The organism is Paenibacillus shunpengii (genome assembly GCF_042684905.1).
Classification (GTDB): Bacteria; Bacillota; Bacilli; order Paenibacillales; family Paenibacillaceae; genus Paenibacillus; species Paenibacillus shunpengii.
Map to the genome: position 1 here is coordinate 64,615 of NZ_JBHUMJ010000009.1, position 20,404 is coordinate 85,018.

Annotated in this window: 15 protein-coding genes; 13 read left to right on the plus strand and 2 right to left on the minus strand. The window is 46.8% G+C overall.

Annotation, left to right across the window (positions count from 1 at the left end; genetic code table 11):
* Positions 1-49: 49 nt before the first annotated feature.
* Positions 50-1,048 carry an L-glyceraldehyde 3-phosphate reductase gene (gene mgrA / locus ACFSVM_RS21545; RefSeq protein WP_076313451.1) on the plus strand — a complete coding sequence of 333 codons (999 nt, stop codon included), beginning with the start codon at positions 50-52 and terminating at the stop codon, positions 1,046-1,048.
* A 129-nt stretch (positions 1,049-1,177) separates the two neighbouring features.
* On the opposite strand, the gene ACFSVM_RS21550 is transcribed toward mgrA, so the two are convergent.
* Positions 1,178-2,047, minus strand: a complete 870-nt coding sequence (locus tag ACFSVM_RS21550; protein ID WP_090725143.1) for an AraC family transcriptional regulator — start codon at positions 2,045-2,047, stop codon at positions 1,178-1,180.
* A gap of 254 nt (positions 2,048-2,301) precedes the next feature.
* On the opposite strand from ACFSVM_RS21550, the gene ACFSVM_RS21555 reads away from it, so the two are divergent.
* From ACFSVM_RS21555 to secA2, 12 genes are all read left to right on the plus strand, one after another.
* On the plus strand, positions 2,302-3,480 hold the full coding sequence (locus tag ACFSVM_RS21555) for a galactokinase (RefSeq protein WP_076313449.1): 1,179 nt from the start codon (positions 2,302-2,304) through the stop codon (positions 3,478-3,480).
* A gap of 4 nt (positions 3,481-3,484) precedes the next feature.
* Positions 3,485-4,486, plus strand: coding sequence for a UDP-glucose 4-epimerase GalE (galE, locus tag ACFSVM_RS21560; RefSeq protein ID WP_076313448.1), 1,002 nt, complete (start codon positions 3,485-3,487; stop codon positions 4,484-4,486).
* A 13-nt stretch (positions 4,487-4,499) separates the two neighbouring features.
* A complete protein-coding gene (locus ACFSVM_RS21565) occupies positions 4,500-6,104 on the plus strand; it encodes a UDP-glucose--hexose-1-phosphate uridylyltransferase (RefSeq protein ID WP_256209775.1) in 1,605 nt (534 codons plus the stop codon).
* 163 nt (positions 6,105-6,267) lie between these two features.
* Positions 6,268-7,431 carry an iron-containing alcohol dehydrogenase gene (locus ACFSVM_RS21570; protein WP_076313446.1) on the plus strand — a complete coding sequence of 388 codons (1,164 nt, stop codon included), beginning with the start codon at positions 6,268-6,270 and terminating at the stop codon, positions 7,429-7,431.
* Between the two features lie 452 nt (positions 7,432-7,883).
* Positions 7,884-8,405 carry an NfeD family protein gene (locus tag ACFSVM_RS21575; RefSeq protein WP_076313445.1) on the plus strand — a complete coding sequence of 174 codons (522 nt, stop codon included), beginning with the start codon at positions 7,884-7,886 and terminating at the stop codon, positions 8,403-8,405.
* Between the two features lie 45 nt (positions 8,406-8,450).
* Entirely contained in the window at positions 8,451-9,980 is a 1,530-nt protein-coding gene (locus tag ACFSVM_RS21580) for a flotillin family protein (RefSeq protein ID WP_076313565.1), read from the plus strand.
* A 124-nt stretch (positions 9,981-10,104) separates the two neighbouring features.
* Positions 10,105-10,953 carry a glucose PTS transporter transcription antiterminator GlcT gene (gene glcT, locus ACFSVM_RS21585; RefSeq protein ID WP_076313444.1) on the plus strand — a complete coding sequence of 283 codons (849 nt, stop codon included), beginning with the start codon at positions 10,105-10,107 and terminating at the stop codon, positions 10,951-10,953.
* 328 nt (positions 10,954-11,281) lie between these two features.
* Positions 11,282-13,327, plus strand: a complete 2,046-nt coding sequence (gene ptsG, locus ACFSVM_RS21590; protein WP_076313443.1) for a glucose-specific PTS transporter subunit IIBC — start codon at positions 11,282-11,284, stop codon at positions 13,325-13,327.
* 216 nt (positions 13,328-13,543) lie between these two features.
* Positions 13,544-13,819 (plus strand): HPr family phosphocarrier protein, encoded by a 276-nt coding sequence (locus tag ACFSVM_RS21595; RefSeq protein WP_076313442.1) that lies wholly within the window; start codon positions 13,544-13,546, stop codon positions 13,817-13,819.
* Complete coding sequence (gene ptsP, locus ACFSVM_RS21600) at positions 13,812-15,524, plus strand: phosphoenolpyruvate--protein phosphotransferase (protein ID WP_379264496.1); 1,713 nt, start codon at positions 13,812-13,814, stop codon at positions 15,522-15,524. The genes ACFSVM_RS21595 and ptsP overlap by 8 nt, the downstream gene beginning before the upstream one ends.
* A gap of 315 nt (positions 15,525-15,839) precedes the next feature.
* Complete coding sequence (locus ACFSVM_RS21605) at positions 15,840-16,370, plus strand: GNAT family N-acetyltransferase (protein WP_379264498.1); 531 nt, start codon at positions 15,840-15,842, stop codon at positions 16,368-16,370.
* A 90-nt stretch (positions 16,371-16,460) separates the two neighbouring features.
* On the plus strand, positions 16,461-18,749 hold the full coding sequence (secA2, locus tag ACFSVM_RS21610) for an accessory Sec system translocase SecA2 (RefSeq protein WP_076313439.1): 2,289 nt from the start codon (positions 16,461-16,463) through the stop codon (positions 18,747-18,749).
* 136 nt (positions 18,750-18,885) lie between these two features.
* Here the strand turns inward: secA2 and gcvPB are convergent, their stop codons facing one another.
* On the minus strand, positions 18,886-20,370 hold the full coding sequence (gene gcvPB, locus ACFSVM_RS21615; RefSeq protein ID WP_076313564.1) for an aminomethyl-transferring glycine dehydrogenase subunit GcvPB: 1,485 nt from the start codon (positions 20,368-20,370) through the stop codon (positions 18,886-18,888).
* Positions 20,371-20,404 lie beyond the last annotated feature (34 nt).

Consider the following 20,404-nt stretch of genomic DNA (forward strand, 5'->3'; position numbering starts at 1 on the left):
AAATGAATGAATAGACTTTACTCGATTGATTACAGGAGGAAGATGAGATATGGCATATGTACCTGATCATAGACGTTATGATGAAATGAAATATAACCGGGTTGGCCGCTCGGGACTTAAACTGCCAGCCATTTCACTTGGACTATGGCATAATTTTGGCGGAATCAACTCTCTCGAGAATGGGAGAGATATGATTAGACGAGCATTTGATCTGGGGATCACTCATTTTGATCTGGCTAACAATTACGGACCTCCACCGGGGTCTGCTGAACAAATGTTTGGACAGGTGCTCGCTCAAGATCTGAAGCCTTACAGGGATGAGCTGATTATCTCAACGAAGGCCGGTTATCATATGTGGCAGGGACCTTATGGTGAATGGGGGTCACGCAAATATTTAATCTCGAGCCTGGATCAGAGCTTAAAACGTATGGGGCTGGATTATGTCGATATTTTCTACTCCCACCGGTTTGATCCAGACACTCCTCTTGAAGAGACCATGCAGGCGCTTGATCATATCGTTCGTTCCGGCAAAGCATTGTATGTAGGAATCTCGAATTATTCAGCTGAAAAAACGAAGGAAGCTGTACATATTCTGAATAAGCTGGGCACTCCTCTGCTTATTCACCAGCCTCGTTATTCCATGCTGGACCGCTGGATCGAAGACGGACTTCAAGACGTACTGACGGAAAATGGGGTGGGAAGCATTGCTTTTTGCCCGCTTGAGCAAGGGGTTCTGACGAGCAAGTATCTGAATGGAGTTCCTGAAGATTCCAGAGCGAAGAGCAGCTCTGTCTTCTTGAATGAGAATCAGATCACACCAGAAACACTGCGTAAAGTGCGTGCCTTAAACCAGGTGGCTGCCTCCCGCGGTCAAAGTCTTGCTCAGCTTGCACTCGCTTGGGTGCTTAGAGAAGGCAGAGTGACTTCTGCATTAATCGGAGCGAGCCGTCCGAGCCAGATCGAAGAGAATGTGGCGGTTCTTAACAACCTTGACTTCTCTCCGGAAGAATTAGCAGACATTGAATCGATCCTGCGTAAAGACAGCTAAAGGGATAGGACTCGAGCCTGATTCTATTGTTTCCATCGTGACAAAAGAACAAGCCTGCCTTATGATCAAATTCATAGGCAGGCTTTTTACTATTTAGTAAGTAGAATATGCTCAAGGATGCGCATGACTTCAGTCTGGAGAGGTTCCATTGGACTGCTCCTGCATCTGTTTGCGATATGCGCTGGGGGAGTGTCTATAGAACCGTTTGAATTGTCTCGAGAAATACAGGGCATCCGGCAGCCCGACAGAGGCAGATATCTGTTCTATGGACAGCTCAGGCCGTTCTCTGAGCAGCTGTCTGGACTTATCAATCCTCAGCTTCAGCAAATACGTGACTGGCGAGAGTCCGATTTCTTTTTTGAAAATACGGGACAAATAAGCGCGATTATAACCCAAGCTGGCACTCATTTGTTCGATGGAGATCGGATGGGCATACTGAGTCGACATGTATTGAATCATCTGCTTCACCGTCCGGCCTACCTGAGAATCCGTCATGGCTACTGCGGATTCCAGTACGAGTCTTTCTTTGGCCTCAGCAAAGATCAGATATAAACAGCCGATGGAGGTGAGATGAGCACTTTCTTTTTTCTCGAAGAAAGCATTTTGCATCGTGGATAGGAGTGTCGACATTTTACTGTCCTGCATGGTTGTAATCACTGGCTGATCAAGACTGAACCCGGCGTCCTTCACCTGCTTATCGGCCTCCTTGCCCGTAAAGGCCATCCAGCGATAGCGCCAGGGCTCCTCCTCGTCGGATACATAACTGACCAGCTCCGAAGGATGAATCAAAAAAATATGCCCTGCGGATAAGTGGTATGTGCGGCTCTCTGTACGAAAAACACCTTTGCCTGACTCCACATAATGAAGAAGGTAATAATCATATATTTTCGGTCCGAGGGCATGTCCCGGTTTGGTTTGGCTCTCGCCAACGAAGAGGACGTGCAGCGGACTTTTCTCGTAATCGACGGGATTGGAAGCTACTGAATATGAATCCTGCATTATTCGTGGATTCCTTTCTTCTGCAAGCGGACCTGCAGAGCAATAATTTGTACGTAAAAGTATAGGTATCACGTCACTAGTATACCATAAAAAGCAGGGAGTACATATGAATGGAACCAGTGTTTTCCATGTATTCAAGTTATCCGTAGTCACATTTGTCCATAGATTGAACACATGCATACATTACCGTTAATAACGCTTCCATGTATACTTTAATTAAGATTAAAACAACTTTTACAAAGAGGTGAAGGTTAATGAACGTACAACAACTCAAACAACAGTTTATTGAAAAATATGGTGAAAATTCTGCTGAAATCCGCGTGTTTAACGCGCCAGGACGTGTGAACCTGATCGGTGAGCATATCGATTATAACGGAGGCTATGTTCTCCCCGCCGCACTTGAATTCGGAACAACGCTGATCATTCGCGAACGTCAGGATGACGAGATCCACTTTTATTCCACCAACCTTTCGCATGAAGCGGTAATCAAGGTGGAGGATATCGGCAAGGAAAAATCAGGCGAGTGGATCGATTATCCTGTCGGTGTAATGGTAGAAATCATTAAGGCAGGCACGAGCATCACTAAGGGCTACGACCTGATGTTCCATGGGGAGATTCCGAACGGCGCAGGGTTATCTTCCTCTGCTTCGATCGAAGTAGTAACTGCATACGCGCTGCTTACGCTTGAAGGAGGCAAGGTGGACACAGTTGAAATATCACTGCTCTCTCAGCGCGCTGAGAACCAGTATGTAGGCGTGAACAGCGGCATTATGGACCAGTTTGCGGTAGCGAACGGTGCAGAGGACCATGCGATTCTGCTGATGTGCGATACACTTGAATACAAGCATGTGCCATTCCGTACTGGAGATTACAAGCTGATTATCGGCAACACGAACAAACGCCGCGGTCTTGTAGATTCAGCTTACAACGAGAGACGTCAGCAATGTGATCAATCCCTTGCTATTCTAAAGGAGCAGCTGCCTTCACTGTCTTATCTGGCGGAGCTTACTCCGGCACAATACAGCGAATTGGAGTCAGCCTTGGGAGATGAAATTCTGAAGAAACGGACCAAGCACGTTGTGGAAGAGAATGCTCGTGTGCTGGCCTCAGTAGATGCACTTAGCAGCGGGGACCTCAAAGCTTTCGGGGAGCTGATGAATGCTTCTCATGATTCGTTGCGCGATCTCTACGAAGTGAGCTGTGAGGAGCTCGACGTGATGGTTGAAGAGGCTCGCAAAATTCCAGGTACACTCGGCAGCCGCATGACAGGTGCAGGCTTCGGTGGATGTACCGTCTCCCTTGTGCATGAGAACGATGTGGATCGGTTTGTGCAGGAGGTTGGTGCAGCGTACAAGGAACGGACTGGACTCACTGGAGATTTCTATGTATGCGGCGTGGGCGACGGCGTTAAAGAATTGAAAGGGGAGGCGTAAGAAAATGGCGATTCTAGTAACAGGTGGAGCAGGTTATATCGGTTCTCATACCGTTGCCGCGCTGCTTGAGCGCGGTGAGGAAGTGGTTGTGCTTGATAATTTGCAGACAGGTCACCGGGAGGCTCTTCTTGGCGGCAAGCTGTACGAGGGAGATCTTCGGGATAAGGAGCTTCTCGCAAGACTCTTCTCCGAGAACGAGATTGATGCAGTCATCCATTTTGCAGCGAATTCCCTTGTCGGCGAGAGTATGCAGAATCCGGGAAAATACTATGACAACAATGTGTTCGGCACATTGTCTCTGCTCGAGGCGATGAAGGATGCAGACGTTAAGCGAATTGTCTTCTCATCCACTGCGGCAACGTACGGTGAGCCTGAAAAAGTACCTATTGAGGAAAGCGACCGCACAGAGCCTACCAATGTATATGGTGAGACCAAGCTCATGATGGAGCGCATGATGTCCTGGTTTGATAAAGTGCTTGGCATCAAGTATGTATCCCTTCGATACTTTAATGCAGCCGGCGCCCATGACAGCGGCAAGATCGGTGAAGATCACCAGCCGGAGAGCCATCTGATTCCTCTAGTGCTTCAGACTGCCTTGAAGCAGCGCAAGCATATTGCGATTTTTGGAGATGACTATGCTACGGAAGACGGAACCTGTATTCGTGACTATATCCACGTAAGTGATCTTGCCGATGCGCACCTTCGTGCTGTGGACTATCTGCGCAAGGGTGAAGAGAGTAACGTGTTCAATCTCGGCAACGGTCAAGGTTTCAGCGTCAAAGAGGTGATCGAAACAGCGAAGAAAGTAACGGGCCTCGACATTCCGGTCGTCATGGAAGCGCGCCGTGCAGGTGACCCTGCGATATTGGTTGCTTCTTCAGATAAAGCCCGGGCAGTGCTTGGCTGGGAACCGAAATATACAGATCTGGACAAGGTCATTGCGAGTGCTTGGAGCTGGCATCAGTCCCATCCGGATGGGTACAGCACTAACCAAAAAGGGGAGTAAGTAAATGGCAGAGATGAACGTGAATACGAATGCAGGAGAGAAACAGAATAAGCAGTCATCCGCTGCACAGGAAGCGCTTCATGCCATTGAACGATTGGTATTGTTTGCAGCAAGACGTCGTCTGATCGAGGATGCGGATTATGACTATAGCCGTAACCAGCTGCTCAGTCTGTTTGATCTTGACGAGCCCTATGCAGGTACGTTGGATGAATCTGAGCTGTCTGGACCACAGCCGCTGATTGATGTGCTGATTGATTACGGTTATGAGATCGGGCTTATTCCGGAGAACACGGATACTTATCGGGATTTGCTGGATGCGAAGATCATGGGACTGGTGATGGCTCGTCCTTCCGAAGTGATTCGGGAGTTCCGTGAGATTCAAGCAGAGAAGGGAATAGAGGCCGCAACGAGCCGGTTCTATGAACTGTCCATCGATTCCAACTATATTCGAATGGATCGCATCTCGAAGAACGTGTATTGGAAGCAGCCTACGGAATATGGGGATATCGAGATTACGATTAACCTGTCCAAGCCGGAAAAAAGTCCAAAAGAAATTGCGATGGCTAAGCTGCTTCCGCCGCCTGTTTATCCTAAATGTCAGCTCTGCCGTGAGAATGTAGGTTACAGAGGCCGGATTAATCACCCGGCACGTCAGAACCTGAGAACCATTCCGCTTACGCTGAATGATGAGAAGTGGTTATTCCAATACTCTCCTTATGTTTACTATAACGAGCACTGTATCGTGTTCCATCATGACCATGTGCCAATGAAGCTGACAAAGGATACGCTGCGCCGCCTGCTTGGATTTGTGGATCAATATCCTCACTATTTCATCGGTTCTAATGCAGATCTTCCCATCGTGGGCGGAAGCATATTAACGCATGATCATTTCCAAGGTGGAAGACATACATTTGCGATTCAAAACGCGGTACAGGAGGCTGTATTCCATAATGATGCGGCTCCAGGCGTTTCACTCAGTCTTGTAAAATGGCCGATGTCTGTGCTGAGACTCTCATCCAAGGATCAAGCGGTCTTACTTGAAGCGGCAAATGATATTTATGAGGCATGGAAGGTATACAGTGATCCAGAAGTAGATATTCTGTCACATACAGAGCAGGATGGACAGAAAATACCTCACAATACCGTAACACCGATTGTGCGGCGTGCGGCAGACGGGGGATATGAGATGGACCTCGTTCTCCGCAATAACCGTACAAGTGAAGAGTATCCGGAGGGAATTTTCCATCCTCATCGCCAAATGCACCATCTGAAGAAAGAAAATATCGGTCTGATCGAAGTCATGGGCCTCGCGATTCTGCCTGGACGACTAAAAGAAGAATTGGATCTTATCGCTAATATTTTGACAGGTGATGATGAGCTTCTAAAATCAGCTGTCGGCGATGAAGCTTCAGACCTTCACAAGCATACAGAATGGATCCACGCACTGATTGAGAAGTACGGTGCTGCGCTGTCTAAGGAAGCAGCTGTGGCCCGGGTGCAAGAAGAGGCGGGCAATAAATTCGCTCAAATTCTCGAGCACGCCGGTGTTTACAAACGAGATGAAGCTGGTAAAAAAGCATTCCGTCGCTTTGTACAGCATCTGGGTTACACGGAATAACGGAATAGAACATTATTTTTAATTGCTATGTAAGCCTGTCCCTTGATTAGGGGTGGGCTTTGTTTTTTTAGGAACGATGCGGAAGTTTGTTTTTTGGAAACAAATGATCCTATAATAAGAAGTGTATCACTATCAAAATGTATGCTTGGAGGCGAATCTTACAATGAGAGCTTTTCAATTTCATAATCCTACACGCCTGATTTTTGGTAAAGGTCAGCTTGCAGCTCTAAAAACCGAAGTCCCTAAATACGGGAACAAAGTGCTGCTTGTTTACGGCGGTGGCAGTATAAAACGCAATGGTCTCTATGACCAAGTTATTCAGCTGTTGTCTGAAATCGGAGCTGAGGTTCATGAACTGGCTGGTGTTGAGCCTAATCCGCGTCTGTCTACCGTACATGCAGGAGCAGACCTTTGCAAAGAACACGACATTGATCTGATTCTGGCTGTTGGCGGCGGCAGTGTAATTGACTGTGCCAAAGCCATTGCCGTCGGTGCCAAATATGATGGCAGCATGTGGGACTTTGCAGAGCGTAAGGCGAAGCCGGAAGCCGCATTGCCGCTGGCTACAGTGCTGACGATGGCCGCAACAGGTTCAGAGATGAACAGCGGCTCGGTTATTACGAATCAAGAAACGCAGGAGAAGCTGGGCTGGGGAAGTCCGCTAGTATTCCCTGCCTTTTCAATTCTTGATCCGGTACATACCTTCTCCGTACCTCAAGATCAAACGGTGTATGGCATGGTAGATATGATGTCCCATACATTGGAGCATTACTTCCATCTGGATACGAATACTCCAGTACAATTGGGCTTTTGTGAAACAATCCTTCGTACAGTGATCGAGACGGCTCCTAAGTTAATTAACGAGCTAGAGAATTATGAGCTGCGTGAAACCATTCTGTACTGTGGTACGATGGCGCTGAACAATATACTGAGCATGGGACTTGCAGGCGATTGGGCTACGCACAATATTGAGCACGCCGTGTCTGCCGTTTATGACATTCCGCATGGCGGAGGGCTTGCGATCCTGTTCCCGAATTGGATGAAGCATAACCTGCATGTGGATGTATCCCGATTTAAGCGTCTTGCAATTAATGTGTTTGATGTGAATCCGGAAGGCAAGAGCGATGAGCAGATTGCACTTGAAGGAATCGATGCACTGAGCTCATTCTGGACAAGCATCGGCGCACCAAACCGTCTGGCAGACTATGATATTGACGCGAGTCAAATTGATGTGATGGCGGATAAAGCGATGCGTTTTGGACCGTTTGGTAATTTCAACAAATTACAGCGCGAGGATGTAGTAGAAATTTATAAAGCATCCTTGTAAAAAAACATAACCAACAGCCCTTTGCTCTTGTTTAATATTGCAAAGGGCTGTTTGGCATGCAATAAGAAAATGTTCTGAGGAACAATCCGTCAACCGTAGCGACAATCCCATGTCCACTCCTTTCGCTTTACCCTCCCCTCCAGGGAGGTAATTGAGCTGGGTCCAGATATTTAAAGAGAGCATGGGTAAGCGAAGGAGGACGGAATTGTTACAGAAGAAGCGAAGCGTTCGCTTTTTGTCTTTGGATTTCTAACCTTTGAATGTTTGATAGGATCAAGAGAATCCAAAGGCAATTTGCGATCTGAGAAACAATCCGTCACCCGCAGCTATTGATCCTATGCTCACTTTCCTTATCCACACCTCAATTAGCTCCCTCTTCATAATTTTGAAACATTTACCTAATACATACGTATATATTGACATGTGCATCTAAGATCTGAGGGAGGTGAACTATGGAGACGTTATACTGGGCTTGCCTGATTGGGGGCGCCATATTTGCACTTGTTAGCGTCTTGTTCGGAGATCTGTTTGATGGTTTGCTTGAGGGATCATTTGAACTGGCAGGGGTAGAATTTTTGAATTCCACAGTCATTGCGAGTGCCATCACTACCTTTGGGGGAGCAGGTATTTTGCTGATGAAGTATACCGAGCTGAATACAGCAGGACATGTGCTGCTATCCCTGTTGTTCGGCATACTTGGAGCGTTGACTGTGTTTTTTGCTTACATAAGGCCTGCACGAAACAGCGAGGTGTCGACCGGTTTTTCCATGCGAGAGCTTGCTGGAAAGATTGGCGAGATCACCGTTCCCGTTCCAGAGAAGGGATATGGCGAAGTGATGATTAAGCTCGTAAGTGGAAATACCCTTCATACAGCCTCCAGCTTCGAAGCCAAACCGATTATGGCAGGTACCAGAGTCGTGGTTGTGGAGGTTGCGGATGGCGTGCTTCGTGTAGCGGAGCTAGACAGTCTGTAGTAAAAACCCATTATACTTAGAGGAGAGATGAGAATGCCAGATTTCATGCAAGAATCTTTACTTATTCCCGCAATTGTAGTGGTTGTTATCTTAATCCTGGGGATTGCCTTCTGGGCGAGATACAAGACCGTAGGTCCAGACGAAGCGATGATCGTTACCGGGTCTTTTCTTGGAAGGAAAAATATATCCAGTGATGAATCAGGAAGGGAAATAAAGATTGTTCGTGGTGGGGGTACTTTTATATGGCCGGTATTCCAGCAGTCGGAGTTCATATCGCTACTATCTCATAAGCTCGATGTAACAACCCCTGAAGTGTATACGGAGCAAGGAGTACCGGTTATTGCAGATGGTGTAGCCATCATCAAGGTCGGCAGCTCCATCGAAGATGTGGCTACAGCGGCAGAACAATTTATTGGTAAACCAATTGAAGCTCTAAAAAGCGAAGCACAGGAAGTGCTCGAAGGGCATCTGCGTGCGATTCTCGGCTCAATGACGGTCGAGGAAGTGTACCGTAACCGGGATCGATTTGCTCAAGAGGTTCAAGGCGTGGCGGCAAGAGATTTGAAGAAGATGGGCTTGACCATCGTTTCTTTTACAATCAAAGACGTACGCGACAAGCACGGATATCTTGATGCACTCGGTAAGCCCCGAATTGCCATGGTGAAACGGGATGCTGAGATTGCAGAGGCAGAAGCTGTTCGAGATGCGAGAATCCAGAAAGCGAATGCAGAGGAACAAGGGCAGAAGGCGGAGCTGCTGCGGGATACGAATATCGCAGAAGCAGCTAAAGAAAAAGAGCTGAAGGTCGCATCCTTTAAGAAAGAGCAAGATACTGCCAAAGCCGAAGCTGACCAAGCGTATCACATTCAGGAAGCCCGGGCGAGACAGACGATGGTTGAGGAGCAGATGAAGGTAGAGCTCGTGCGCAAAGAGCGCGAAATTGATCTTCAGGAAAAAGAAATTACAGTACGTGAGAAGCAATATGATGCAGAAGTGAAGAAAAAAGCCGAGGCAGATCGTTATGCGGTAGAGCAGGCGGCAGAAGCCGACAAGGCCAAAAGAATGCGGGAAGCAGATGCCGTGCAATATTCCATTGAAACACAAGCAAAGGCTACAGCTGAACAGAAGCGTCTTGAAGGTCAGGCCGTGGCAGATGCTGAGCGTGCAAAAGGTACAGCAGATGCAGAGGTGATCCGTCTGCGGGGTCTTGCAGAAGCGGAAGCGAAGGAGAAACTGGCAGAAGCATTCCAGAAGTTCGGCGAAGCGGCTGTCCTCGACATCATTGTAAAAATGCTGCCTGAGCTTGCCGAGCGTATCGCACAGCCAATTTCCTCCATCGACAAGCTTACTGTTGTAGATACAGGCAAGGGAGAAGGGGCTGCAAGAGTCAGCAATTACGTGACCGAGCTTATGTCAACAGCTCCTGAAATGCTGAAGAGTGTGTCGGGTATCGATGTTGAGCAGCTCATTCAAGGCTTTACCAAAAAGGCAATCCCAACCGCTCCTTCGGAGCCGGCAGCAATAGACCATTTGAAGATTCCGGCTGAAGTGGTTGCTACCAAAGAAACGATCTAGTCTAAGTACTTCCAACGGTTAAATATTGACCTTAGCCTCATAATTTGTTAACTTAAGCGTGGTGTATCTTATTGAGATACGACATGCCGAAATTACGAATTATGGGGCTAAAAGAGGTGCAAAAGTGAACCTGAAGGTAGCTAAAGTGTTGAATAACAATGTGATTATCGCGACCCACCCTGAACACGAAGAAGTAGTCATCATCAGCAAAGGGATTGGATTCAATCGCAAATCAGGTGATCAAATTCCTCTACAGGCAGTAGAAAAAATGTTTATATTAACGAGACAGGAGGAGCAGGAGCAATACAAGCAGCTGGTTCCTCGTGTTAGTGAGAAGTTAATAGAAACGATTAACGATATTATTTTAAATATTACGAGTAAGAGTAACGTATCTCTCAACGAACATATCCATATTGCCCTGACTGATCATATTGCCTTTGCGATGAAGCGCAAAGAGCAAGGCATCGTATTGCATAATCCTTTTTTGTACGAGACAAAAGATATGTATCCCATGGAATATGAATTTGCTGAATATGCCATTGAGCTGATCGAGAAGCGCCTGGGAGTCGATCTTGGCAAAGAAGAGATTGGATTTGTAGCCCTTCACATCTACAGTGCGATGACGAATCAGAATATTTCACAGGTTCAAGAGCATTCGAAGCTCATCGCAGATTTGGTTGGTCTGGTTGAGGAGAAGCTAGATTATCGAATTCCTCGGGATTCTCTCGATTATTCCAGGCTCGTGACCCATCTTAGATTTGCGATTGAACGGATTAGACGGGGGGAAGAAGTAGCCGAAATTCATAAACTGGATTCGCTTCTTAATCAAGAATATCCGGAGATGTATTCGCTTGCTTGGAAGCTGACGAAGATTATGGAAAGAAGGATTAATCTTCCTGTGTATGCTGCCGAGGTGAGTTATTTAACAATGCATTTACAGCGGCTTTCCCAAAAAAAGGAGCAAAACGAATAAACTTCTAATCAATATATCGAGTCTCAATGGGGTTTTCATCTACATCTTGCGTTTTTTAGATTATTTTGAAATTAAAATAATTTTTTGATTGTAAAGGCTTGCATTCTTTTTTTTCTGGTGCTATGATGTTCACCGTAGTAAATAACAACTTAATATTTATGACGTGTTACTGATTCGATCAGGCATGAGTTGATTAAAGTATGATTGGCAATGACCATTATTGGGCAATATAACCCACAGGTTGTTGCATACATGCTCTATAAGCTCATGCCTTTTTTGCGTTGTTCGAGATCAACTAACACATATATTCCTTGAAGGAGTGAAACACATGTTCAAAAAGCTTTTCGGCGTGTTGCAGCGTGTCGGTAAAGCAGTCATGCTTCCGGTTGCAATCTTGCCGGCGGCAGGTCTCCTGCTCGGGATCGGGAACCTTCTGGTTAACCCTGACTTCCTACAATATGTGCCTTTTCTAGAGGCGCACTGGATCCAAGTCATTGCTAATGTCATGATGAACTCGGGACAAATTGTCTTTGATAACCTGTCCTTGCTGTTCGCGGTCGGCGTAGCAATTGGTCTTGCCGGTGGAGACGGCGTTGCGGGTCTCGCCGCAATTATCGGTTACCTCGTTATGAACGTAACGATGGGTACCGTGATGGGCGTAAATGCAGGGAATATTTCTGAATTAGGAGCCGGTTATTCTAATGTGCTCGGTATCCCAACTTTGCAGACAGGCGTGTTCGGTGGTATCATAATCGGGGTCTTGGCTGCCTCGATGTACAATCGTTTCTTCAAAATCGAGCTTCCGTCTTACCTAGGCTTCTTTGCAGGTAAACGTTTTGTTCCGATTATCACCGCGGTAATGGCGCTCTTGATTGGTCTGCTGCTGACATTGATCTGGCCGCCAATTCAAGAAGCGATGAACTTCATCTCTCGAAGCATGATTGGTGAGAATGAAACACTAGCTGCATTTATCTTCGGTTTGATCGAACGCTCGCTTATCCCATTTGGTTTACATCACATCTTCTACTCGCCGTTCTGGTTCGAGTTCGGAGAATATGTAAACCAAGCAGGTCAAGTCATCCGTGGTGACCAGAAGATATTCATGGCTCAGCTTCGTGATGGTGTAGAATTTACAGCAGGTACATTTACGACCGGTAAATATCCGTTCATGATGTTCGGTCTTCCGGCTGCAGCACTTGCGATCTACCACACAGCGAAGCCTGAGAACAAGAAAGTGGTCGGATCCTTGATGGTATCTGGTGCACTGACGGCGTTCCTGACAGGTATTACAGAGCCGCTTGAGTTCTCCTTCCTGTTTGTAGCTCCACTTCTGTTCGCAGTGCATGCGGTATTTGCAGGTTTGTCCTTTATGGTAATGCAGATCCTCGGCGTTAAGATCGGTATGACGTTCTCCGGCGGATTCATAGACTTTATGCTGTTCGGAGTATTGCCAAACCGTACGCCTTGGTGGCTGGTTATTGTCGTAGGTCTTGTATTTGCGGTGATCTACTACTTCGGTTTCCGTTTCGTTATTCAGAAATTCAATCTGAAAACACCGGGCCGTGAGGACAAAGTCATTGAAACGGGATCTAACAATACAGGATCGAAGGACGAGCTCCCGCATCACATCCTGAAAGCCTTTGGTGGCTCAGAGAACATCAAGCATTTGGATGCATGTATCACAAGACTTCGTATCGAGGTTAAAGATAAGGGCAACGTTGATAAAGGCCGTTTGAAAGACCTTGGTGCTTCTGGAGTACTTGAAGTTGGTAACAACGTACAAGCAATCTTCGGGACACGTTCCGATACGATCAAGTCCCAAATGAAGGACATCATTGAGGGGCGTACACCAGCCCCAGCAGCTGAAGAGCCCAAACCTGAAGAAGAACAGGCACAAGGTGAAGCAGGTGAAGCGATCATCAATGAGCAGATCGTTATGCCGGTCAACGGTGAGCTTCTCGATATTACGAAGGTTCCAGACCCTGTATTTTCAGAGAAAATGACAGGCGATGGATTCGCCATTCTGCCGCATGATGGAACGATTGTATCCCCAGTGAACGGTAAAGTGTTCAATGTATTCCCAAGCAAGCATGCGGTCGGCATCATGTCTGACGGCGGCAAGGAAGTACTCGTTCACATTGGTGTTAACACGGTGAAGCTGAAAGGCCAAGGCTTTAATGTTCTGGTTGCTGAAGGAGATCTCGTCTCTGCAGGTCAACCGATCATGGAAGTTGACGTGAATTATGTTAAGGAGCATGCTCCTTCCATTATTTCACCAATTATTTTCTCTAACCTGCCGGAAGGTTCCGCGGTTACGCTGAACAAATCCGGTGTACTGAAAGCAGGCGAAGAGGGAATCATAACAATTAAATAAGACGAGATTTTTACGTTTGAATGTATAGCACCGTAAAAGAGCTCATGCAAGGTCTAGTTCAAATTTAAGGTTTGGCTAGATCTTGCATCTCATTAAACAGCAGCATGATTCTGTGAAAAATCAGTCTATTGTGGTTCGATACTCCTGTGAAACAGGTAATATACGTATATGACGTAATCACAACCAACTAAAAATGACGAAAGTGGGATGAAAACTATGCAACAAACATTCAGAATTACTGACGAAGATGGAATCCATGCACGCCCTGCAACAGCACTTGTAAACACAGCGAACAAATTTAAAGGTGCTGAGTCTTTTGCAGAAGCGAAAGGCAAAAAAGTAACATTGAAATCCATTCTGGGTGTTCTCTCCCTTGGTCTTGAAAAAGGCGACACAATCAGCATCATCGTTGAAGGCGAAGGAGAAGCAGAAGCGATTCAAGCGCTGACAGACGTGATGGTTAACGAAGGGCTGGGCGAAGTTCATGCCTAATGTTTCCGGGATTGCTGCCTCGGCGGGTATTGCCATTGCCCGGGCGTTTATCTTGGAGCACCCTGATTACTCTGTAGAAAAACGCTCGATCACCGACGTTGATGCGGAGATTGCTAAACTGGAAGCGGCTTTGGAGAAATCCGAAGCCGAGCTCCAGGCAATCAAAGCACGTACTTTGCAAGAATTGGGTGAGAAAAAAGCAGAAATTTTTGAATCTCACTTGTTGATATTGAATGACCCAGAACTTATTGATCCTGTTAAATCGAAAATTTCGGATGAAAAAGTAAACGCTGAATTCGCTCTTGAAGAAACAGCTGCTACATTCATTCAAATGTTTGAAAACATGAAGAGCGCATATCTTCAAGAACGTGCAGCTGACATGCGCGACGTTACAAAACGTGTGCTTGGTCACTTGCTTGGATTACAAGTGGTCAATCCGGCGGAGATCAGTGAAGAAGTGATCGTACTTGCTGAGGATTTGACTCCATCCGATACAGCACAGTTGAACCGTAAATACGTGCTTGGCTTTGCTACTAATATCGGTGGTCGTACTTCTCACTCCGCCATCATGGCCAGATCCCTCGAAATTCCTGCAGTCGTAGGAACGAAGGAAGTACTGACTCAAGCGAAGAATGGTGATCTGATCATCGTTGACGGCTTGGACGGACATGTACTGATTAATCCAGAGGATTCCGTTGTGGAAGAATATAAATCCAAGCAGGCTGCTTATGCGGCACAAGTTGCAGAATGGAGAAAACTGCGCGACGAGCCTACAGTTACGGTAGACGGCGTGCATGTTGAGCTTGCTGCAAACATCGGTACTCCTAATGATGTCGCGGGTGTGCTTGAGAACGGCGGAGAAGGCGTAGGTCTCTATCGTACAGAATTCCTGTACATGGGACGCGACAAGCTGCCATCTGAAGATGTACAGTACAACGCCTACAAAACCGTTCTTGAGAAAATGGAAGGAAAACCTGTTGTCGTGCGTACGCTCGACATTGGTGGAGACAAGGAGCTTCCTTATCTAGATCTTCCAAAAGAAATGAATCCATTCCTGGGCTTCCGTGCGGTTCGTCTATGCCTGGATCGTCAAGACATTTTCCGTACACAGCTTCGTGCCTTGCTTCGTGCGAGTGTACATGGCAACCTGCGTATTATGTTCCCGATGATTGCAACCCTAGGGGAATTCCGTGAAGCAAAAGCGATTCTTCTCGAAGAGAAGGAAAAGCTTGCAGCTGAAGGTACTCAAGTATCTGACAGCATTCAGCTCGGAATCATGGTTGAAATTCCTTCAACTGCGGTGCTTGCCGATCAATTTGCCAAGGAAGTGGACTTCTTCAGCATCGGTACAAACGATCTGATCCAGTACACAATGGCCGCTGACCGGATGAATGAACGCGTATCTTATCTGTACCAGCCGTATAATCCATCCATTCTTCGTTTGATCAAGATGGTCATTGATGCAGCGCATCGCGAAGGACGCTGGGTTGGCATGTGCGGAGAGATGGCAGGGGATGCTACCGCAATTCCGCTGCTTCTGGGTCTTGGCCTGGATGAATTCAGCATGAGCGCAACTTCAATTCTGCCTGCACGCAGCCAGCTGACGAAGCTGTCTCAAGCAGACATGAAAGAGCTTGCTGCAAAAGCACTGGATATGCAGACCGCTGAACAAGTGGTAGAGCTTGTTCAAAGCATCGAACAGTAATCTTTGTTTTTTTCGAAATTTTTAAAATCTCTATTTCTCAAATCAATTTCATAGACCATTAAGCTAAAAGGTATTATGAAATTGATTTCTAATTCTTTATCTTTTCCAACACTTTCACGGTATTCGCTCCATGCGGATACCGTTTTTTTTATCTAATATCATTCTTATACCCCCAATGAGATCTACTGTGTCCATCCTCTAATTTGGTTTAAATCGATCTATACCTGGTGATCGCTCTGCTTCTAAAATAGAATGAAATGAAAGGTTTACATAATTTGTGAAATACATAGATATCACGATAATAAAGGAGATTCCATGTACAAAGATAAGGAAATTACAATCCGACCGATCGAACAGGGAGATTTGCCACGTTTATGGGAGTTGATCTATAAGGACGATAATCCAGAGTGGAAGCAGTGGGATGCACCTTACTTTGCTCATCATACGAAGAGCTGGGAAGAGTTTGCTGAGATGCAGGATAGCTGGATTGCATGCGATCATCGCTGGGTCATCACGGCGCATGAAGAGATAAGCGGCTTGGTTTCCTACTATTATGAGGATGAGCAGAAGAATTGGCTGGAGATGGGGATTGTGCTGCATCAGCCAAACAGCTGGAACAAGTCGGTGGGAACCAGAGCCTTAAGCTTATGGATCGATCATCTGTTTAATCATTTGCCTCTTGCTAGAGTGGGACTAACGACTTGGTCAGGGAACACCCGAATGATTCGGGTCGGAGAGAAGCTGGGGATGCAGATCGAAGGCCGTATCCGTAAGGTTAGATTCTATAATGGAAAGCACTATGATTCCATCCGGATGGGGATGCTGCGCGAAGAGTGGGAGATATGAGTTCATAAATTCCAAAAAATTGCTATTTTCAGCAGGCATGATTATACTTATCGATAGAATAGCTAATCATATGAGGAGGATCCAATCCCAATGAATTTAGCCATTAAGATGATGCGAGAATTCAAAAACCGCGATACCCAAAATAAGCTGAAAAGCTATCAGGATAAAGTGGAACTCATAAGGAAATGGAATTTGGAAACATGGGACGATCAGCAGCTTCAAGTAGAATCACTCAGGTTGAGAACGAAAGCAAAATTGGGTATACCTTTGGACGAGCTGCTTGTGGATGCTTATGCGCTAGTCTGCGAGACGGCGAAGAGAACGCTTGGATTACAGCCCTACGATGTCCAGATAATAGGTGCAATCGCTCTGCATGAGGGCTATTTGATAGAGCAGCATACCGGCGAAGGAAAGACGCTTTCAGCTGTTATGCCTGCTTATCTAAATGCATTAACCGGTAAAGGCGTTCATGTGCTGACATTCAATGATTATTTGGCAAATCGGGATGCAGTGTGGATGGGACCGATCTATCGTCTTCTAGGGTTAACGGTAAGCTCAGTTCAAGCGGGCATGAGCTTCTCCGAGAAACGGGAAGCATACGCACAGGATATTACCTACGTTACGGCTAAAGAGGCAGGATTTGACTATTTGCGGGACACAATCGCACTGGATGAGGCGAATACTGTGCACCGTTCTTTCCACTATGTCATCGTTGACGAAGCGGATTCGCTTCTTCTCGATGAAGCAAGGGTACCGCTAGTCATTGCCGGAGAGTCGGATTTTTTAAGTAGAGACGTTACTCGTTTCACAGAAGTAGCCAGGCAGCTCGAGCAAGATGAGCATTATGACTTCGATGAGTTCAAGCGGAATGTATATTTGAATGAAGCAGGCGCTGCGAAAGCGGAAGAGCTGCTCGGATGCGGCAATTTATACGATAGCCATAATAGTCATATGTTATCTTCGTTAAATTGTGCGCTGCATGCAGAATATTTATTAGTAAAAGACGTCGATTACATCGTCCGGGACGGTGTAATTGAGCAGATCGACGAATATACCGGCCGCGTGGCGGAGAACCGGCATCTGCCGGACGGGCTGCAAGCTGCGCTTGGGGCCAAAGAAGAGCTCGAACTCTTAGGCGGCGGGAAAATTCTCGGGACGATCACTCTCCAACACTTCCTTAGCCTATATCCTAAGATTTGTGGAATGACGGCTACTGCGCATGCATCAGCCATGGAGTTCGAAGATATTTATGCATTGCAGGTTGTACAAATCCCGCCAAACCGTCCGAACATTCGAATTGATCAGCCGCATCGAATTTATACTCATAAAGAAGCCAAGCTTAAGGCACTTGTATATGAAATATCGTCCGTTCATAAGGAGGGACGCCCAATTCTAATTGGTACGTCAAGCGTCGAGGAGTCTGACATGCTGGCGAAGGCGCTGGCTGCTGCAAACGTACCTTGTCATGTTTTGAATGCGAAGAATGACGCTGAGGAAGCTGATGTTATCGCCAAAGCGGGAAAGATTGGTGCGGTGACCGTGTCTACGAATATGGCGGGACGCGGCGTCGATATTCGGCTCGGCGGGGGTAACCCTACTCAAGCAGAAGAAGTTGCTAAACTAGGCGGATTGTACGTGATTGGTACGCATGTGCACGAAAGTGTGCGGATCGACGACCAGCTGCGCGGACGTTCCGGCCGCCAAGGGGACCCTGGAGGTTCGGTATTCTTCGTAAGCTTGGAGGATGAGTTGATGCTGCGGTTCGGCATTGATAAAGCAATTCGTGTTCCAAGGCAGGATGAGGCTCTCGATGATCCTGTGCTTCGTAACAAAATTACACATATCCAGCGTGTTATTATGGGGCAAAACTTTGATATCCAAAAGGAACTGAATTCATATTCGGATATGGTGGAGGATCAGCGGCGAATTCTGTTCGAGGAGAGGCTTCGAATTTTAAAAGGGGAGAAGTCAATGAGTTCTTCGGAACAGCGAGTTCGGCTTTTTTATATCGATCAGTTTTGGGCTGAACATCTGTCATACGTTTCGTACCTTCGAGAAGGCATCCACCTGGAGAGTATTGCTAGCCGTAATCCGATTGACGAATTTCATGCCCAAATCTCCGAAGCATATGAACAAATTCCGGCTAAAGTAAATCGCGAGACTGAGAATATGCTTATAAAACTTGAAGGTTCAAATGATCCAGCAGAATGGGAGAGGTTCGGACTAATGAGTCCTACTTCCACTCGGACTTATATTATGAACGATCAATACAGTCAGAATAAGCGCAGCTCATGGAGCACCACGACGATAATGGCTTACTATATCCGTAAGATTGTAAGGAGGGTATTGTGGCCGGTACATAAGCTGCCAAAATTGTGATGCAGCTTTCTTAAAGCTAAATTCTTTTTATGCAAAATAAAGAGGTGTCCCTTAGTCAATATGACGCTTGGGACACCTCTTTTTTATTTTGATTTACGTTTCACTTGATCAAGCCGATAATAAACTACATATCGAATTAGCTGCAAGCGCAGTTAAGGACAGGCTTACGTGCAGCAGTCGTTTCATCCAAACGAGTGACCGGTGTACCGTATGGAGCATTGAGCACGAGCTCCGGATTCTCTTCGGCTTCCTTGGCAATGCGGATCATCGTGTCGATGAAGCCGTCGAGTGTTTCTTTGCTTTCGGTTTCTGTCGGTTCAATCATGATGCATTCTTCCACGTTCAGTGGGAAGTAGATTGTTGGCGGATGATAGCCGAAATCGAGCAGGCGTTTGGCCACATCGAGTGTACGTACACCATACTGCTTCAAGCCTTTGCCAGACATGACGAATTCATGCTTACACACGCCTGGATATGGAACTTCGTAATATGGCTCAAGACGTTTCATCATGTAGTTGGCATTCAGTACCGCATATTCGGAGACTTGGCGCAGTCCAACTGGACCATAGGTACGGATATAGGCATACGCACGGACAAGAATACCAAAGTTACCATAGTAAGCTTTAACACGGCCGATGGATTGTCCTTCTTCACGATCCAAGTAGAATGTTCCCTCTTCTGTACGTTTCACGTGTGGTTTCGGAAGGAACGGCACGAGCAGCTTCTTCACGCCGACCGGACCAGCACCCGGACCGCCGCCGCCATGGGGAGTACTCATCGTTTTATGCAGATTTAAGTGGACTACGTCAAAGCCCATATCCCCCGGACGAGCAATACCCATAATCGCGTTAGAGTTAGCTCCATCGTAATACAGAAGACCGCCGGCATCATGCACGATCTTGGCAATTTCCACAATTTGTTTCTCGAACAGACCGAGTGTATTCGGGTTCGTCAGCATGAGTGCGGCTGTATCATTACCTACAGCTGCACGCAGCTCATCCAGATCGACCAATCCTTCAGCAGTTGAAGGAATCGTCACCGTCTCGAAGCCTGCCACTGTCGCACTGGCCGGGTTCGTACCATGGGAAGAGTCAGGTACGATGACCTTGGTACGAACTTCACCGCGGCTCTCATGATAAGCGCGAATCATCATTAGTCCTGTCCACTCACCATGTGCACCGGCTGCCGGCTGAAGCGTTACTTCGTCCATTCCAGTAAGACCTGCAAGGTCAGATTGCAGCTGATACAGCAGCTCTAGTGCACCCTGTACACTTTCTTCCGGCTGATAAGGATGAATCTTGGCAAATCCGGTATAACGGGCAACATCCTCGTTAATCTTCGGATTGTATTTCATCGTACAAGAGCCCAGCGGATAGAAGCCGTTATCTACACCAAAGTTACGGCGGGACAAGCTTGTATAGTGGCGAACGACATCCACTTCATATACTTCTGGCAGTGCAGCTGCTTCCTTACGCAAAAATCCAGAAGGAATGAGCTCAGCCTGACTGACCTGAGGGACATCGAGCTCGGGCAAGGAGTATGCGACGCGACCTGGTTTGCTCAGTTCAAAAATCAGCTTCTGCTCAGGAGCTTCTGATCCGGCTGTTCTAGCAAAATCCAGTTCTGCTGTCTCGTTCTGAACCTGTGGTTTCTCT

Excerpts from the sequence above, each read along its gene's own strand:
- mgrA (WP_076313451.1), top strand. The coding sequence starts at position 50 with ATGGCATATGTACCTGATCATAGACGTTATGATGAAATGAAATATAAC.
- ACFSVM_RS21550 (WP_090725143.1), bottom strand. The coding sequence starts at position 2,047 with ATGCAGGATTCATATTCAGTAGCTTCCAATCCCGTCGATTACGAGAAA.
- ACFSVM_RS21555 (WP_076313449.1), top strand. The coding sequence starts at position 2,302 with ATGAACGTACAACAACTCAAACAACAGTTTATTGAAAAATATGGTGAA.
- galE (WP_076313448.1), top strand. The coding sequence starts at position 3,485 with ATGGCGATTCTAGTAACAGGTGGAGCAGGTTATATCGGTTCTCATACC.
- ACFSVM_RS21565 (WP_256209775.1), top strand. The coding sequence starts at position 4,500 with ATGAACGTGAATACGAATGCAGGAGAGAAACAGAATAAGCAGTCATCC.
- ACFSVM_RS21570 (WP_076313446.1), top strand. The coding sequence starts at position 6,268 with ATGAGAGCTTTTCAATTTCATAATCCTACACGCCTGATTTTTGGTAAA.
- ACFSVM_RS21575 (WP_076313445.1), top strand. The coding sequence starts at position 7,884 with ATGGAGACGTTATACTGGGCTTGCCTGATTGGGGGCGCCATATTTGCA.
- ACFSVM_RS21580 (WP_076313565.1), top strand. The coding sequence starts at position 8,451 with ATGCAAGAATCTTTACTTATTCCCGCAATTGTAGTGGTTGTTATCTTA.
- ptsG (WP_076313443.1), top strand. The coding sequence starts at position 11,282 with ATGTTCAAAAAGCTTTTCGGCGTGTTGCAGCGTGTCGGTAAAGCAGTC.
- ACFSVM_RS21595 (WP_076313442.1), top strand. The coding sequence starts at position 13,544 with ATGCAACAAACATTCAGAATTACTGACGAAGATGGAATCCATGCACGC.
- ptsP (WP_379264496.1), top strand. The coding sequence starts at position 13,812 with ATGCCTAATGTTTCCGGGATTGCTGCCTCGGCGGGTATTGCCATTGCC.
- ACFSVM_RS21605 (WP_379264498.1), top strand. The coding sequence starts at position 15,840 with ATGTACAAAGATAAGGAAATTACAATCCGACCGATCGAACAGGGAGAT.
- secA2 (WP_076313439.1), top strand. The coding sequence starts at position 16,461 with ATGAATTTAGCCATTAAGATGATGCGAGAATTCAAAAACCGCGATACC.